Annotated in this window: 13 protein-coding genes; 2 read left to right on the top strand and 11 right to left on the bottom strand. The window is 27.7% G+C overall.

The window, feature by feature from the left end; translation table 11 throughout:
- Positions 1-9 precede the first annotated feature (9 nt).
- The 8 genes from JNUCC81_RS08430 to tpx all read right to left on the bottom strand — a co-directional run bounded on the left by JNUCC81_RS08430 (position 10) and on the right by tpx (position 8,272).
- Positions 10-1,827, bottom strand: a complete 1,818-nt coding sequence (locus JNUCC81_RS08430) for a diol dehydratase reactivase subunit alpha (protein WP_454096177.1) — start codon at positions 1,825-1,827, stop codon at positions 10-12.
- 15 nt (positions 1,828-1,842) lie between these two features.
- Positions 1,843-2,265 (bottom strand): diol dehydratase small subunit, encoded by a 423-nt coding sequence (locus tag JNUCC81_RS08425; protein WP_208332634.1) that lies wholly within the window; start codon positions 2,263-2,265, stop codon positions 1,843-1,845.
- Between the two features lie 20 nt (positions 2,266-2,285).
- Positions 2,286-2,849: a propanediol/glycerol family dehydratase medium subunit gene (locus JNUCC81_RS08420; RefSeq protein WP_454096176.1), complete on the bottom strand. Its 564-nt coding sequence runs from the start codon at positions 2,847-2,849 to the stop codon at positions 2,286-2,288.
- Between the two features lie 13 nt (positions 2,850-2,862).
- Complete coding sequence (locus JNUCC81_RS08415; protein WP_208332638.1) at positions 2,863-4,527, bottom strand: propanediol/glycerol family dehydratase large subunit; 1,665 nt, start codon at positions 4,525-4,527, stop codon at positions 2,863-2,865.
- Between the two features lie 172 nt (positions 4,528-4,699).
- Entirely contained in the window at positions 4,700-5,689 is a 990-nt protein-coding gene (locus JNUCC81_RS08410) for a PocR ligand-binding domain-containing protein (RefSeq protein ID WP_454096175.1), read from the bottom strand.
- Between the two features lie 553 nt (positions 5,690-6,242).
- The gene (locus JNUCC81_RS08405) at positions 6,243-6,557 is read right to left on the bottom strand and encodes a hypothetical protein (protein ID WP_454096174.1); all 315 of its coding nucleotides are present in this window, start codon (positions 6,555-6,557) and stop codon (positions 6,243-6,245) included.
- A gap of 871 nt (positions 6,558-7,428) precedes the next feature.
- Positions 7,429-7,626: a DUF1450 domain-containing protein gene (locus JNUCC81_RS08400; RefSeq protein ID WP_208332644.1), complete on the bottom strand. Its 198-nt coding sequence runs from the start codon at positions 7,624-7,626 to the stop codon at positions 7,429-7,431.
- A 160-nt stretch (positions 7,627-7,786) separates the two neighbouring features.
- Positions 7,787-8,272, bottom strand: coding sequence for a thiol peroxidase (gene tpx, locus JNUCC81_RS08395; protein ID WP_454096173.1), 486 nt, complete (start codon positions 8,270-8,272; stop codon positions 7,787-7,789).
- Positions 8,273-8,545: 273 nt separating this feature from the next.
- Here tpx and JNUCC81_RS08390 point away from each other — a divergent pair, with 273 nt between their 5' ends.
- Positions 8,546-9,034, top strand: a complete 489-nt coding sequence (locus JNUCC81_RS08390) for a DUF2975 domain-containing protein (RefSeq protein ID WP_454096172.1) — start codon at positions 8,546-8,548, stop codon at positions 9,032-9,034.
- Between the two features lie 38 nt (positions 9,035-9,072).
- Here JNUCC81_RS08390 and JNUCC81_RS08385 read toward each other — a convergent pair whose 3' ends face one another.
- Positions 9,073-9,567, bottom strand: coding sequence for a prolyl-tRNA synthetase associated domain-containing protein (locus tag JNUCC81_RS08385; protein ID WP_454096171.1), 495 nt, complete (start codon positions 9,565-9,567; stop codon positions 9,073-9,075).
- Between the two features lie 111 nt (positions 9,568-9,678).
- On the bottom strand, positions 9,679-9,849 hold the full coding sequence (locus JNUCC81_RS08380; protein WP_454096170.1) for a hypothetical protein: 171 nt from the start codon (positions 9,847-9,849) through the stop codon (positions 9,679-9,681).
- Positions 9,850-10,255: 406 nt separating this feature from the next.
- On the opposite strand from JNUCC81_RS08380, the gene typA reads away from it, so the two are divergent.
- Positions 10,256-12,079 (top strand): translational GTPase TypA, encoded by a 1,824-nt coding sequence (gene typA, locus JNUCC81_RS08375; RefSeq protein ID WP_454096169.1) that lies wholly within the window; start codon positions 10,256-10,258, stop codon positions 12,077-12,079.
- Positions 12,080-12,145: 66 nt separating this feature from the next.
- Here the strand turns inward: typA and JNUCC81_RS08370 are convergent, their stop codons facing one another.
- On the bottom strand, positions 12,146-15,673 hold the full coding sequence (locus JNUCC81_RS08370) for a polysaccharide lyase family 8 super-sandwich domain-containing protein (RefSeq protein ID WP_454096168.1): 3,528 nt from the start codon (positions 15,671-15,673) through the stop codon (positions 12,146-12,148).
- Between the last annotated feature and the right edge of the window lie 272 nt (positions 15,674-15,945).

Genomic DNA, 15,945 nt, shown 5'->3' with positions numbered 1-15,945 from the left:
ATAAACTCCTTAGTTAGAAGATAGTATAAGACCTGTTGCTACTGCATTTCTCGGACCTTCTGTTCCTCTTATATTTCCTCTACCTGCAACAACTCCATAGTGAGCTAGTGAATCTGTTATAAGCTGTGGAACTTCAAAGTCAAGAGACGAACCCCCAACTAATACAACAAACTCTATATCTCTAATATTTCCAGTAGGAGAAACTATACTAAGAGCTCTTAGACAATTTGTTACAAATACTTTTTCTTTTGCTTGTCTTCTTATGTTTTTTATTTTTTCTACTGAGTTTTGACCTTCTATTGGTATTAACTCATTGTCTTTTATAATTACAACCTTGGCAAATACTGATGGGTCTAGTGGTTTTTCAAAGAATTCTACACTACCATCTTCATGCCTTATATTAAATAAAGATTCTACTTTCGCTAGAGAGCATTTTTTTATATCTTCGGCTGTTGAGAAATCCTCAAGACCAAGTTCTGATTTTATAAGCATAGTTACCATATTTCCAGCACCTGCTAAGTGTATAGATTTTATTTCACCTTGCTTATTAATTATTGAGGCATCTGTTGAACCAGCTCCCATATCTAATATTGCAAGAGGTTCACTAGTTCCTGGAGTTGTTAAAGCACCTTTTATTGCAACGTCAGCCTCAACTCCTCCAACTTCTACTTTTATGTCTAAAATACTTTCTAGCTCTTTTGCTATCATTTGCATTTGTAGTTTATCAGCTTTAACCATAACTGCTATACCTACAGCATTCTCCATAGAAAATTCTTTAGCCAGACCTCCCTTTACATTTTGTGGTGTAAATGTGTCTACTGCTAGTAAGTCTTGAATTTTTATATCAGATATATTTTGATCTGTAAGGTTACTCATTACTTGCCTTACTCTCTCAATCATACCTCCTACGTTAGTTCCGGACTCTCCTTTTATATCTTCAATCGGTAAGCTTAAAGTTACTGCGTTCATTATTTCTTCTGCACCTTGGTCAACATCAACAATTTCTTTTCTTCTTTGACCTTCAATAATTACTTTTCCAGCTGGTATCTTCTTTTCTTTTACATCACCTTTTGGAGTTTTTATAACTACTGCTGATCTATTACCTATTAGTGCTCTAGATATAGGAACTATCATTTTAGTCTCTTCTGACGTTAAATCAAATACAGTTGCTATACCATATGGATTTGAAAGTTTATCTATAACTTTTCCAGTTCGTGCAACTTCTACTGCACACAACATGTTTAAAGGTACTTTTTCTAGTAGTGTTACTTCATCTACTATCGGTATACTTTTATTTAATCTATTATTAATTAAAACAGCATCATCTCTTTGTACTATTGCACCAGTTATGTTTATGCCATTTTCAATTGCATGATTTATTCTAAATGCTGCTTCTAAAAAATTCATATCACTTAGTACTAACGGAATATAACTTTCTTTTAAAGTTTCACCTTCTAATAATTCTAAATCTTTTATGTTTATAGTTTTTCCCGTTCCAAGTCCTTCTCCACCAGGTGTGGATGGATTATGACCTATCATAGTCGATTCAGTTATTATTGTTTCCGTTATAGTTTCCATCGCAACATCACCTATAACCGGAGCAGCTTCGTTTATTCTTACTAAATCTAAATCTTTAATTTGTAAATTTGCATTTTTAAGTGCCATTTTTAAAGATGAAATAACTCCAGTTATATTTTCTTTAGTTCCTTTTATTCCGCTAGTTGGAACTATACCACTTGAAATAAACTCTTTTTTGTTATCATTTACTTTTGCTATAGCTACTTCTGTGGTAGCATTTCCAATGTCTACACCTGCTATTATTTTCATTATTTTACATCCTTTTTATTCTACTCTTAATTTTTTTCTAGTTTCATAAACTTGAGCAGCTTCTCTTATAAATTCTGCATTTACTTTAGCATTGTATTTTTTTTCAAGTTCATCTGCTATTTCTAATAACTCTTCTTTAGTAGATCTAAAAGGTCTTAATGCGTTATATATTTCTAGTATTCTTTCATCAGGAACACTTATAAGTTCACCTGCTCTTCTGAAGTTTCTAGCTATTGCATCTCTGCCCATCCCTTCAGCTATTTGAGCTTGCATCTCTAAAGTTTCTTTAGATATTCTTATATCTTCAGGTTTTATTTCTCCTGACATAACAGTTTCTAATGTTATATCATTTAATTTTTTGCCTGTTGGAGTATTTATACTACCAGGTATTTTAGTTGCTAAAGGATATTCTTTAGCAGTCATTTTAGTTGATTGCATTGGTGTGTCTCCTTTCCTAATTAAAATTTAACTTCTATTTGAACTGGTTTGTTATTTTCTACAATGTGCTTAGTTTCTTTTATATGAAGTAGTGCAGCTATTGCCATAAACTTAGGTCTTGCCATTTGGTCATTTCTTGTAGGTACTGGATTTGGAGATTCTCCCTTTGCATATTTTGCTGCATTTTTCCCTATTAATCTAAATGTTTCTAAGTCTAGTAATGGAGCTTGTGGGAATAATTCTATATTATTTAAAGGTAATAAATCCTTTTGGTGAATTATTGTTGTTCCTTTCGATTGAATTCCTATTCCGATTCCTGATCCACTATATTTTGCTGCGTCATTTCCCATAAATGAAACGTCTGAAGTTCTTAAAACCCTAACTACACGAGCATGTAATCCTTCTTCTTCAATTCCTGCTATAAGTTCTCTTAAAACTTCCTCATGTTTTATTCCAACTATAGTTTTAGTTTGTTCTTTTAAAAATGAAGGTCCTATTCCTATAACAACTTCGTCTGATCTTTTTCCAACGCACGCCTCTCCCATTTCTTCAATTTTAAGAATTGGCATTACAAACTTATTCATATATATCAGCCCCTTAATCTATATCTTCTGGTTTTATTACGTTTGGTATATTTTTTATTTCATTCCATCTTTCTTCGCTTATTCTATATCCTGTTCCAGGACCTTGGTAATCATTTACATCGTTTACAGCACTTATAACATCAAATTTTTCATCTAATATAGCTGATGTTTGTAAGTAATCTCCTGTAACTCTTTGCTTTAACATGTTTAATATATTTTGTGCAACATCATCAAATCCGTGTTTGCTTAATGCTTTGACTATATCTAATCCAGTTATTCTGTTTTTAAGCATTTCTTCAGCAGCTTTTAAGTCTTCAACTATATTTCTCTCTGGCATGTCTTTACTTCCATGAGCGTAAGTTGCAGCTTCTACTTCTTCATCAGTTACTGTTGGGAATCTTAATTCCTTAAATACTGCTTGTATAGCTCTTGCTGCTTTATTTCTTATTGCTACTGTTTCCTCTTCATTTACTGGTCTTAAACCACCATCTACCATTAAGTCTCTTTGAAGTATATTGTAATCATCAAAGTCTTCAGCATCAAAGTTTGAACCAGCAAACATGTTATCGTAGTTTGGAACTGCACTGTATCCTGAGAATATAAAGTCTGTTCCTGGTAGCATTTGCATTAATGTTCTAGCTGTTCTTCTTATATCTGAATGAGAAAATGTTTGGTCATTTGCAGAAGCAACTTCTATGTCTAACATAGAAGCTATTAAGTTTTCAGCAAGTACTGCTCTTATTCCTGATGGAACAGCACCTGTCATACCTATACAACTAACTGCACCATTTTGAAGTCCTTGAACTCCTGCACCTTTAGTTATATATATACATCTAGACTCTAGGTAAAGCATTGATTTTCCTTCAGCATATCCCATTAATGCTTCTGAACCTGTACCTGATGTATATCTCATTTTTAATCCTCTTGAAGCATAAGCTGATGCTAAGAATGTTTTTGACCAAGGAGTATCATCACCATCTGTAAATACTGATTCTGTTCCATATACAGAAACTGTTTCAGCATAACTTGTAAGTCCTCTCATACCTAAGTCAAGTTCAGTTGCTTCTTCAACAGAGCATTGAGTTAAAACTCCCCCACGACCAACTTGAGAACCTATAAGTATTGCTAATGCATTAAATGGTGCGTATCTTGTTATAGCAACAGTTGTTTCTTGTTCAGAAAAACCTCTTATACCAGCTTCAGCAGCATCAGCAGCTATTTGAACTGGATTATCTTTAAGGTTAGTTACGTGACATTGGTTTGATGGAGTTTTTCTAGCACGCATTTTTTGCATTGCCATCATCATTTCAACAACATTCATGTGCGATACAACTTCTACTATTTTAGCAGGAGTTATAGATGTACTTATTTTTACTATTTCTTCTCTTCCTACATTTATATCAACTAATTTTTTTGCGATTTCTAAAGAATTCATATTCATATATTCTTCAGCTTTTTCTAAGTTTATAGCGTAATCTGCTATAAATCTATCTATCATATCAAAGTCTTCTCTTTTTTTACTATCTAATTCAACAACTTTACCATGTTCTAATTTTATAGAAGGTTTAGGGTCATTAGGACTATTCATTGCAATTAATCCTTCATCTGCCCATTCTCCAATAATACCATCTTGGTTTACTGGACGTTTAGCTAAAGCTTCAAATCTTTTTGATTTCACTTTTTATTTCCCCCTTAGATTAACAAATTCGTTTTCCTTGTTATAATTTTAACTTGTTTTTTCATTAATTCCATCTTAATATTTTGCTTTTATATATGACTTTTTCACCTTTTTTCATAAGAAAAATAGGATTATTTTGTCTTCATGATAATTGCTTATAAAAAAAATAGTTCTATTTTAAAATAGAACTATTTTTAATATGCAAATCTCTATATTTTTTAGGTGTAATTTTTTCAGCTTTTTTAAATACTCTTATAAAATAACCACAATCTTCAAATCCAAGGCTTATCGCTATATTATTGACCGTTTCATCTGTATTTACTAACAATTCTTTTGCTTTAGATATTTTTCTAGAATTTAAATAATTGATAAAAGTTAACCCTGTTTCCTTTTTAAATAACTTACTAAAATAGCATTGGCTTAAATTACAAATAAAAGATATTTTATCTAAAGTTATATTTTCATTTATATTATTATCAATATATTCAATAGCTTGTATTATAGGTAACTCAAATTCATTTTTTTCGTTAGTTTTTAAATTAACACTATCCTCTACATTTTTTTCTTCTAATACTTTTTTCTTATTTTCTTCTCTTAGCTTATAGTTATCTTCATTTAATAACATTTTAAGAAGAGCTTCTTCTACTATATAGTTACTAATGTGAAACATCATTTGTGCTATTGATCTAATCTTTTCAATACTTACAACAGGTAAGTTTTTATATTCTTTTTCTAGTTCATTTTTTAAGCAATTATCTAGTTTCTCAAAATCTTTATCTACATGTACAATTTCTTCTAGTTTAACGTTTTCAAAATTTTCAACTAAAATCTGACCTGCCATAACTGCTCCTAAATATTGATCTCTCACTATTATAGGTGCGGCAAAGTCTACTAAGCCTTTATGGCATACATATATATATGAATTTTTCATCCTTACAGATTCTAATCCACCTCTTGAATCACATTTTTCACAAAGGGATGAATATTTTTCTATTTTTCTAATCATAGAACAAAATTTAGTACAATTACTATGACTTGTTATAGGTTTTCCTTCGTAATTAACCATTATTATAGCCATACCCGTAGCTTTTGCTATATCATCTTGTATTTTTTGGAATGATTCTATGTTTATTATTTTTTCTAATGATAGCGTGCTGTTCAATATTCCACATCCCTTTTACATTTTATAGACTTTTTCTGTTTTTATTATATTGTTATGTCTAATTTTTTTCAATACTTTTCCAATACTTTGTATTTATTAAAATTAAGTTTATACTCTATTATTCTATATAAAAAGGTATAGAACTTTATATCCCTTTTTATTAGCTAATTATCAATTATTATAACATGCATTTTTCTCTTTATCGCATTAAATATAGTTATACTCTTTTATAGAGTTTTACAGTAATATTTTTTATATAAGTTATCATCTTATTTTTCTGATAATTCTTTATTTTATAACTTTTTTCTTCTCAATCACAGATTCTTTTAATTTCTCATATAAATTTAAAGAGATAGGTTAATCTCATTATAATTATATATATTTCATAAGGTTCATGCTCCTCTAAATATATGAATCAGATAATTTGTGGTGGGATTAGCTGATTCATATATCTTTTATGGTGTTTATTTTTATATTTACATATTCATTTCTTATCACTTACATTTAAATCTAATTTTTTCTTTAAAAATCTTCTTAAAATTGTCGCTTATGCTCACTTTTTATAATTTCTTTCTGATATAATAATTCTATGGAATATCATTCCATTACTATTGAAAGGTGGTGCTTTTATGTCTTTAGACTTTAATTCTTTATTTAGAGATGATACCTTAGATTCCGCTTGCCCTGAATGTAATTCTAGCATCTCATTTAAGCTTTCTGATGTTGGTGGTGTAATTGTATGCCCTAACTGTAAGGTGGAAATTAAACTTGATTCAAGTAGTGGCTTTAATGAAAGTATAGATTCCTTAAATAACTCTTTATCCGAGTTAAAAGATATATTATCCAAATTAGATAAATAATTAGCCAATGATATTAGCTATTTCAGGAATTAAATTTAATTCTTCATCTAATTATTCTTTCAAGTGTTAAATTTTATTTAATTCCTTATTTAGTAAATCTTTATCCATTAAAATCTTTACAATAAATTTATTTTTACAATGTTCTATGTATATATCCTATCTCTAATACCATATTTTAATATCTTAATATTTTCTTATTGCAAAATCATTTAAATTTGATGCAATTTAAATCAATCTTATATATTTCAAATGTAACTCATACTCTAGACTCTATTACCATTACTACTTGAATTTAAAATTCAACGTTTAATTAGTATGTATATTTTTTTGTAATATTTTGTAAAAAAATGTAATTTCATATTTTTTTATGTTATACTTTAAAATGTGGAGAAATACGTAAAAAGAAAGGGTGTTTTGTTATATTTTATTTAATTCTTTGTAAATTAAATACATCTAACGTACATTTTTTTAATATTGACAATTATGTAAAAAAATGTTCTATAGATGTTCATTATTATAATTTAAATAGTCTTTGGATCATCAAGTCCCCTCTTACATCAAATGAAATTTACGGTGTTCTTAAACCTCTGCTTGATAGTTCTGATTGTTTAATTGTTAGTGAGATAAAAAATAAAATTAATTCTTATTTATTTGAAAATACATTATTAAATCTGAAAAAATAAATATAAATTAGTATAAGACATATTTGACTATGCTTTATACTATTTTATATTTCCTGTACATATTTAAACTTACAATAACCATTTTGTTTCTAACTATAAAATATTATGCAGTTTTAAAATTGAATATTTATATAAAAAAGCCTTATATAAATAGAATATATATTCCATTTATATAAGGCTTTTATTTAAGTTAATATTATTTACAAGCTTCTATTAAATCTTTCTCAGTTTGCTTTATTGTAAGCACTCCATTTATTTTACCAACTGCTTCTTTAGAATATGCTCTACAAGCACCTATGCATCCAGTTGAAACATTATCTTCTCCTAATTTTTCTTTTAATGTATCTACGTCTACATTTGAACAGTATGGACATACTTTTATTGAATTAGCCATGATTTTTCCTCCATATTTTCTTATGTTAATTTATTGTATTTAATATATACCCACAACTAATTTGATAAAACATATTTTATATTAAAATTTTTTTATATAGTTATAGTTTAAGATAAAAAATGGCTACAAGCATATAAGCTTATAGCCATTAATATTTAATTTATTTTAACATACTTAATACTTTGTCATAATCTGGTTCGCTAGTCATTTCTTCTAAGTAATCCGCATATATAACATCATTATTTTCATCAACTATAAATACTGCTCTAGCTAAAAGTCCTAACTCTTTTACATAAGCTCCATAGTTTTTTCCAAAATCTCTATCCTTATAATCTGATATTGATTGTACATTTTTTATATTTGCACCTGCACACCATCTACTTTGAGCAAACGGAAGGTCCATTGATATAGCGTAAACTTTAACTCCGTCTAGCTTAGATGCTTCTTCATTAAATCTTCTTATTTCCATATCACAAACTGGTGTATCTAATGATGGAACAGATAAAATAACTATTTTACCTTTTATATCACTAAATTTAAAATCTTTTAAATCATTATCTACTGCTATAAAATCTGGTGCTTTATCTCCTACTTTTACTATATTTCCTTCTAATGTTAGTGGTGCTCCTTGAAATTTAACTTGCATTAATATGTACCTCCTAATATTTTTATTTAAATTTATCTTTTCACTTCTAAAATTTTTTATTCTGTTAAATATATAAATACCCATAATTTATAATTTAAACATTTTTAAATTTACACTTGTAAAACAATAAATAATTCTAAAATATAGTACATTTTCAAATAATTTATTGTTTTGCAAGTCTTATATGTTTTTTTATAATAATTATTTATTGACATTCAATAAAATTAATTCTAAAATAAATTATATAATAATAGAAAGTTGAGGTAAATTAAAATGAAAAAAAATGCTAGTTCTAAAGTATTAAATATAATTGTAACAATAGGAATTATTCTTACTTTATTAGTACTTTTGGCTACACCATTAGCAATGATCGCATACTTTAAAAGTGCCTTTTCAATGCTGAATCAAAATTTAGTAATGGCTATAACCATTTGTATATACATATGTGCACTACCTTATATGATAGCCTTATTTAATCTAAAGAAGCTTTGTAAACTTATTGTTAATAATAACCCTTTTTCTATAGATGCTCCTAAGTCATTAAGAACTATTTCTATATGTGCTTTTAGTGAAGTATTATTATTTAACGGATGCGTGATCTTTATTACATATTATTATGATATGTATTTGTATATATTAACAATTGCTCCAATGATTATAGTTACTTTTATATCAATAGCTATAGGTTTTTTAAGTTTTGTATTATCAAAATTATTTGAAATAGCTATAAAAATTAAAGATGAGAATGATAAAACAATTTAAATAAAATTAAAAACACCTTGATAAAGTTCAAGGTGTTTTTAAATATTTACATAGTATAATTTATTTCCCATAGATTTAATAAATTTATTAAACCCATCATATGAAATACTTATTGTAGCTGTGTTTACATTTGGATGAAAATTAATTACTGACTTCCCTACGATATCATTATCTACAAGTACTATTACTTCTTTATTAATATCATTTATCAATCCAAATGGTGTTACAGCCCCAGGGGTAAGACTTAAATATTTATAAAGTCTTTCTTCTGATGCAAATGATAATGAATCACTTTCTATTTGTTTTGATAAATATTTTAAATCAGCTTTTTTATTTTCATCTAAAATTACTAGATAGTGCTTATTTCCCTTTTTATTTCTTAAAAAAAGATTTTTACATTGTTGACCCGGTATTTTTATATCTAATGCTTGTGCTTCTCCAACAGTATATACTGGAATATGTTCATGTCTAGTGTATTTTATTTTAAGTGATTCCAATAAATTATATACTTGTCGTTCTTTTGTATCAATCATTTCATCCCTCCTTAAATTAAGCATACATGTATTCAATTTAGTAGTGTAGATTCTATCTATTTTAAGTATATTTTAAATCAATAAAATAAAAAAGTAGAGTCAATTTTAACCCTACTCTTTTATTTCTTTTTCTTTAGTTCCTAAAATACAAGCTAATGATATTGCAATTGGAATTACTATATTTATACCAATATTAAGTTTAAAAATAACGCTTACAATTTCTTTTATTATAAAAATAATAACTGTCAAAATAACAACATTAAAAATAAAATCTTTAACCATAAAATTCTTCCTCTTTCTTTAGAACTTTAATTATATCTATATTTATATATTCTATTGATAGTTGAATTTACCTTTAAAAACTAATTTATAATATAAATTTATACTATATTTTTTTAATATCATATGTAATATTTATCAAATTTTAAAAAAATTTAAAATTATTTAACATAAATTACTTATTTTATAATCTCTAATATATTCTATTGATTTTATTTTAAAATCCAAATAAAACCCTTATATAAAACATTTTCCTATTTGTCTTTTACTATCTATAATATTTTATTTCTATAGATAAAAATATATACTATTTTATTTTATTAAAATTCAACTATACATTAGTATCTTGTATACAGTTATAGACTATGATATACTTATAAAGTTATTTTAACCGAAAGGAGACATAAAGATGTCATCAAAACATAAAATTGTAAATATAGCTGTTATAGCCCATGTTGATGCTGGTAAATCAACTTTAGTTGATGCTTTCTTACATCAATCTGGAACATTTAGAGATAATGAAGTAGTAAAAGACTGTGTAATGGATAGTAACGACCTTGAAGCAGAAAGAGGTATAACAATATATTCTAAAAACTGTTCAATAAACTACAAGGATTACAAAATAAATATAGTAGATACACCAGGACATAGTGACTTCTCATCTGAAGTTGAACGTGTTATAAAAACTGTTGATACAGTTATATTATTAGTAGATGCTAGTGAAGGTCCAATGCCTCAAACTAGATTCGTTTTACAAAAATCATTAGAAGCAGGTTTAAGACCAATACTATTTATAAACAAAATAGATAAGCAAGATCAAAGAGCTGAAGAAGTTGTTGATGAAGTATTTGACTTATTCGTTGACTTAAATGCAAATGATGAACAATGTGAGTTCCCAATAATATACGGTGTCGCTAAGCAAGGTATAGCTAAATTAGAAATGGATGATGAAAGTACTGATCTTTCTCCATTATTCGAAACAGTTATAAACCATGTTGAAGCTTACCCAAATTATGATGATGAACCTTTACAACTTCAAATATCTGCTCTTGCATATGATGATTATGTAGGTAGATTAGGTATAGGTAGAGTTTACAAAGGAACTGTAAAGTCAGGCGAAACTGTTTCTATATGTAAAGAAGATGGTTCTGTAGCAAGAGGAAGAATATCTAAACTTACAGCTTACGAAGGATTAAACCAAGTTGAAAAATCAGAAGCTTATTCTGGTGATATAGTTGTTATAGCTGGTATAACTGATATATCTATCGGTGAAACTATATGTAACACAGATAATCCATTACCAATGGAAATGATACACATAGAAGAACCTACTCTATCTATGAACTTCTTAGTTAATGATTCTCCATTCTGTGGTAAGAGTGGTAAATTTGTAACTACTAGACATATAAAAGATAGATTAGATAAAGAATTAGAAGTTAACGTTGGTCTTAAAGTTGAGCCAATGGATACTACTGACGGATACAGAGTATCTGGACGTGGAGAGCTTCACTTATCTATACTTCTTGAAAACATGAGACGTGAAGGATACGAAATAGGAGTATCTAAACCTCAAGTTTTACTTCATAAAGAAGAAGGAAAATTAATGGAACCTATGGAGAGAGTTATAGTTAACTGTCCAGAAGTTTTCTCAGGAACTGTTATAAATAAATTAAACTTAAGAAAAGCAATGATGGAAGCAATGGAAATCGAAGGAGATTATGTTAAAATAACATTTATCGCTCCTACAAGAGGACTACTTGGATACAGAAGTGAATTCATAAATGATACTCGTGGAGAAGGTACTTTAGTTAGATCATTCGAAAAATATGAAGAACATAAAGGTGAAATACCAGGAAGAACTAACGGAGTTTTAATATCTCAAGGACCAGGAACAACTATGGCTTACGCACTTAATGCATTAAGTGATAGAGCTCAAATGTTCGTTGATCCAGGTGTTGAAGTTTACGAAGGTATGATAATCGGTATGAACTCTAGAAAAGATGATATGGTAGTTAACCCTTGTAAAAACAAGAAATTAACTAACGTTCGTGCTTCTGGTACAGATGATGCTGTTAAATTACAAGCTGCTAGAACATTCACTCTAGAGGAAGCTTTAGAATTTATAGATGATGATGAATTAGTTGAAATAACTCCAGACTCTATAAGACTTAGAAAGAAATTCTTAAACGAAAACGAAAGATTAAGATACAATAAGTCAAGACAAGGAAAATAATCATTTATATAAAAAGTGTGTAGTAAATACTACACACTTTTTTAATTATGTCTAATTTATAACCCTTTATAATAAATCAAATTTAGATTCAACTGTGGATCCATTTAAGTTCTTTACATTTACTTCTAATATTAATTTATCTGAAGAATCTATTATCTTAACTCTTTCATCTTTTGATAGTAGATTTTTTACTTTTTTATTTATTTCTACTCTTATTGTATCTTTATTCTTCATAGTAGGATCTGATACTACAACTGTCAATTCTCCATTATTTTCTCTTACCATAATAGAAGCTTTCTTATTTGAATGTATAAAATCTATACCTTGATTATCTTCCCATAGATTTACTGCTGTAATATTTAATTTCTTTTCTTTTACTGCATGAACTACTTCACTATTTTCTAATACTTCAATATCTGGATTTTCATTATATTTTTTAACTTCATCTTTAGATTTATTTGGTAACAATACGTATGAATAGTCTTTATTTTGTGGATTTATTCCATGATCAATCCACATAGTTAAGAAATTATTCTCTTCTACTTTATCTGCTTCTGATCCATTTATATTATTCCAATTTCCAGTTCTATGCTCTCTTAGTATGTTTATATTTGCTTTATTAGGAAAGTAGTATCCAATATCTGTATTTTCTTTATTCCCTTTTATATGAGCCCATCTAGCATCTTCCTTTAATTTTGAATCAGCAATATTATTTACTGAAGTTTCTCCATCTACTGTAAAAACTTCATCTCCTTTTTCTGATAATCTCCTATTTTCTATAATAGTTTCAATATTTCTATTTTTACTGCTTGTTATACCCGAACCTAGAGCAACTATTTCATCATCAAACATAAACCAAGATTTTTTAGCTTTTAAATCCATTTTATAATTTTCATCTTTTTCTTTTGGATTAACTTTATCTAGATACATTCCTGAAGCACCATATTTACCATCAATTACACTACCACCTACCCAATCTTTATCACTAACTACTTTTGATCCACTAGCTTCATCATATAATGCTACTGTATCTACAGTAGTTCCTGGTAATCTTTTTGGGTTTACAGTAGGCCAAAATCCTTTTGAAAATTGTTCTACATCGCCATTGTACAGATATGTCATTCCATCTGCAGTATGATATCCTTTTAAATTTTCTTTATTCATGGCTTCATACATATATGTTCTATCTGAATATTTACTTATACCATATACAAAACCAGAACTTCTATGAACTACTCTATCCATATTGGCATAATTATAATGACCTATTAACTCTCCTCTTGGTTTTATTATATTATCATTTAATATTTCTTTAATCATAGCTCTAAATTCTAAGTCATTTGTAGTTTCAACCATATTTTTAGAGTCATTTGACTCAAGCCAATATTTTATAGACCCTTTAAGTCTATTACTTTCTTCATTAGTTGCTGCTGGAATAAAATATTTTACTATACTTTTCATGACTGACTCACCATTATTAACATCTTGCCATTTAGATCTTGATATAGATCTCCCATTAACCATATCCATAATTAAACCTTTATACATTAAAGGTTCAAAAGATTTTTCTATTACATCATATACCATATTTACTTTATCGTTTGGTATTGCCCACTGTGTTCCTTCTAATATATAGTTTAACCTACCTATCCCAGATAACAACACAGATCCATAGGTCCCTGTATATGGTATAGCTGTATGTTGTATTATTGATCCATCTTCATAAAAACCATCTCCATTAGTTACATATTTAAGTTCCGGTAATAAATCATTACTTGCTTCTTGAATTTTATCTCCATTTTTTACAAGTAAGCTTTTATATATTACAACTTGACACATATCTAATCTATTTGCGCCTACACTTTGTGTATGTGTTTCAGGCTTAAGACTCCATTGATCTCTTGCATTTGCAACATAATAAGATATTATATCTGTATATTTTTCAATAGTTTCTGTTGTGAGATAATCCCTTATTAGTACTAGCGTATCTGTTAATCTTTGAGGTATACCTATTTGCCAATCCCACCAGTTATTGTAATATCCTTTATTATATCTATTTTCCATTAACCATTCTAAACCATATTCAATGTCTTTTATTAATTGAGGATTATTTTTTAAGCTAGACCCCTCTAACAAGTATGCCTTTGCCATTTCTCTTAATCTTTCAAAGCTTTTTGTTATATGATTAGAGTTTGTTGTACTATCTAAATCATTCCAAAGATAATCTTTGCCTTTATCTTTATTCATATTCTTCCAATAGTTTTCACCAACATCTACTATCTTTTTAACAGCTAACATATCTTCCTTATCATCTACGGATAATAGATTATTTGGAACTAAAGATTTGTATATTTTAGATAATAACTCGTCATATTTATCATTTTTATAATCCTTTATATTTAATTCAAATCTACCAATCTCTTCTCCTTTTATATTTTTAGCTATAATATTTGTTATTCCAGGTTTTATAGCACTGACTATTCCATCTTTTATTTTAGCTATATCTGTATTTTTTGACTCTAAAAAATATTCTTCCGTTGTATACTCTGGATATGTTTTAGCTTTTACTATATAATTTTTCCCTTCATATAGATCTATTTTTTGCTTTTCAAATTCTACTTTTTCTATTCCTACAGAATCACTCACTTTGACACTACACTGTGATTTTATATCTTCATAGTTATTAAGTTTAGCTGTAATATCTGCAGTTCCAGGTTTTATACCTTTGAATATTCCATCTTTTATCTCTACAACACTTGTATCACTACTTTCCCATATAATAGGTTCTTTATTAGCTTCTATTGGATCTATATTATAATTTAGTCTTCCTGTATGTCCTGGCGCAATTTTTAACTTATCCCTATCTAAATTTATACTATTTGGTTTAGGTGTAATCTCTTTAAGTTTAAAATTATCTATTACTATGTTTCCAGAAGTTCCTCCATGTAACCCTGAATCAAATACTACAACTAGCCTTAATCTTTGAGCTTCTGGCTTAGCTTCTATAGTAGTACTATAATTAGTCCAACCATTTGTTCCAGATATATTAGCTAAGTTTGTAGTTTCAATAGTTTTATTGGATATATCTAATTGTTCTGCTTTAATTAATATAGGACTATGATTTCCGTGATTACAGTTATCTTTAACTAAATTTTCACTTTTCGACCAAAGACTTATTTCATATTTTTTACCAGCTTCTATTTTAGGAGATGTTGATGTTACTGTCTTAAAAAATCCAATTGATTTATTTAAATTTATTTTAACTGCATTTTTACCATTTTTTGAGTCATTTGTTATTTCACCCATCATTGTAGCCGGAAATGAGCTGTATGATGATATCTCCCAATTTCTAGGTTTTACATTATTTCCCCATAAATCTTTATCTAAGCTAGTAGACTTAAATACATCTTCAAAGTCTCCATTCATATCTATATAGCTATCTTTTGATATATTCATATTATGAATTAAGCTTTTATTTTTCTGAAAATTTTCTTCTGCATCAATCTTTATTGGTGCTATTGTTACAAAATTATTTGCTATTAATATTGCTGCTACGCTTTTGTATATACCTCTTTCTACTCTGCTTTTATTCATATTTCCCTCCCTTTAATAACCCCATCCTTAGCAATCGTTTTCCCAACTTGCAAATTATAAAAATAATAATTATATTCATATGTAATCATTATTTTTTTGAAACATTGTTCCATTTTAGATTTATTTTATTCTATTTATACATTAAAAGTCAACTAAAATATCCATGTAAGTAATTATATTTTTATTAATATAAATTAAAGCTATATGAATTATCCAATTATGATATATAAAAAATAACCTATAAAATACAGTATTTTTACATCACTATATTT

Source organism: Faecalimicrobium sp. JNUCC 81 (genome assembly GCF_053667625.1).
Note: the sequence above shows the minus strand (reverse complement) of the source record. Positions and strands in the feature narration are given on the sequence as shown.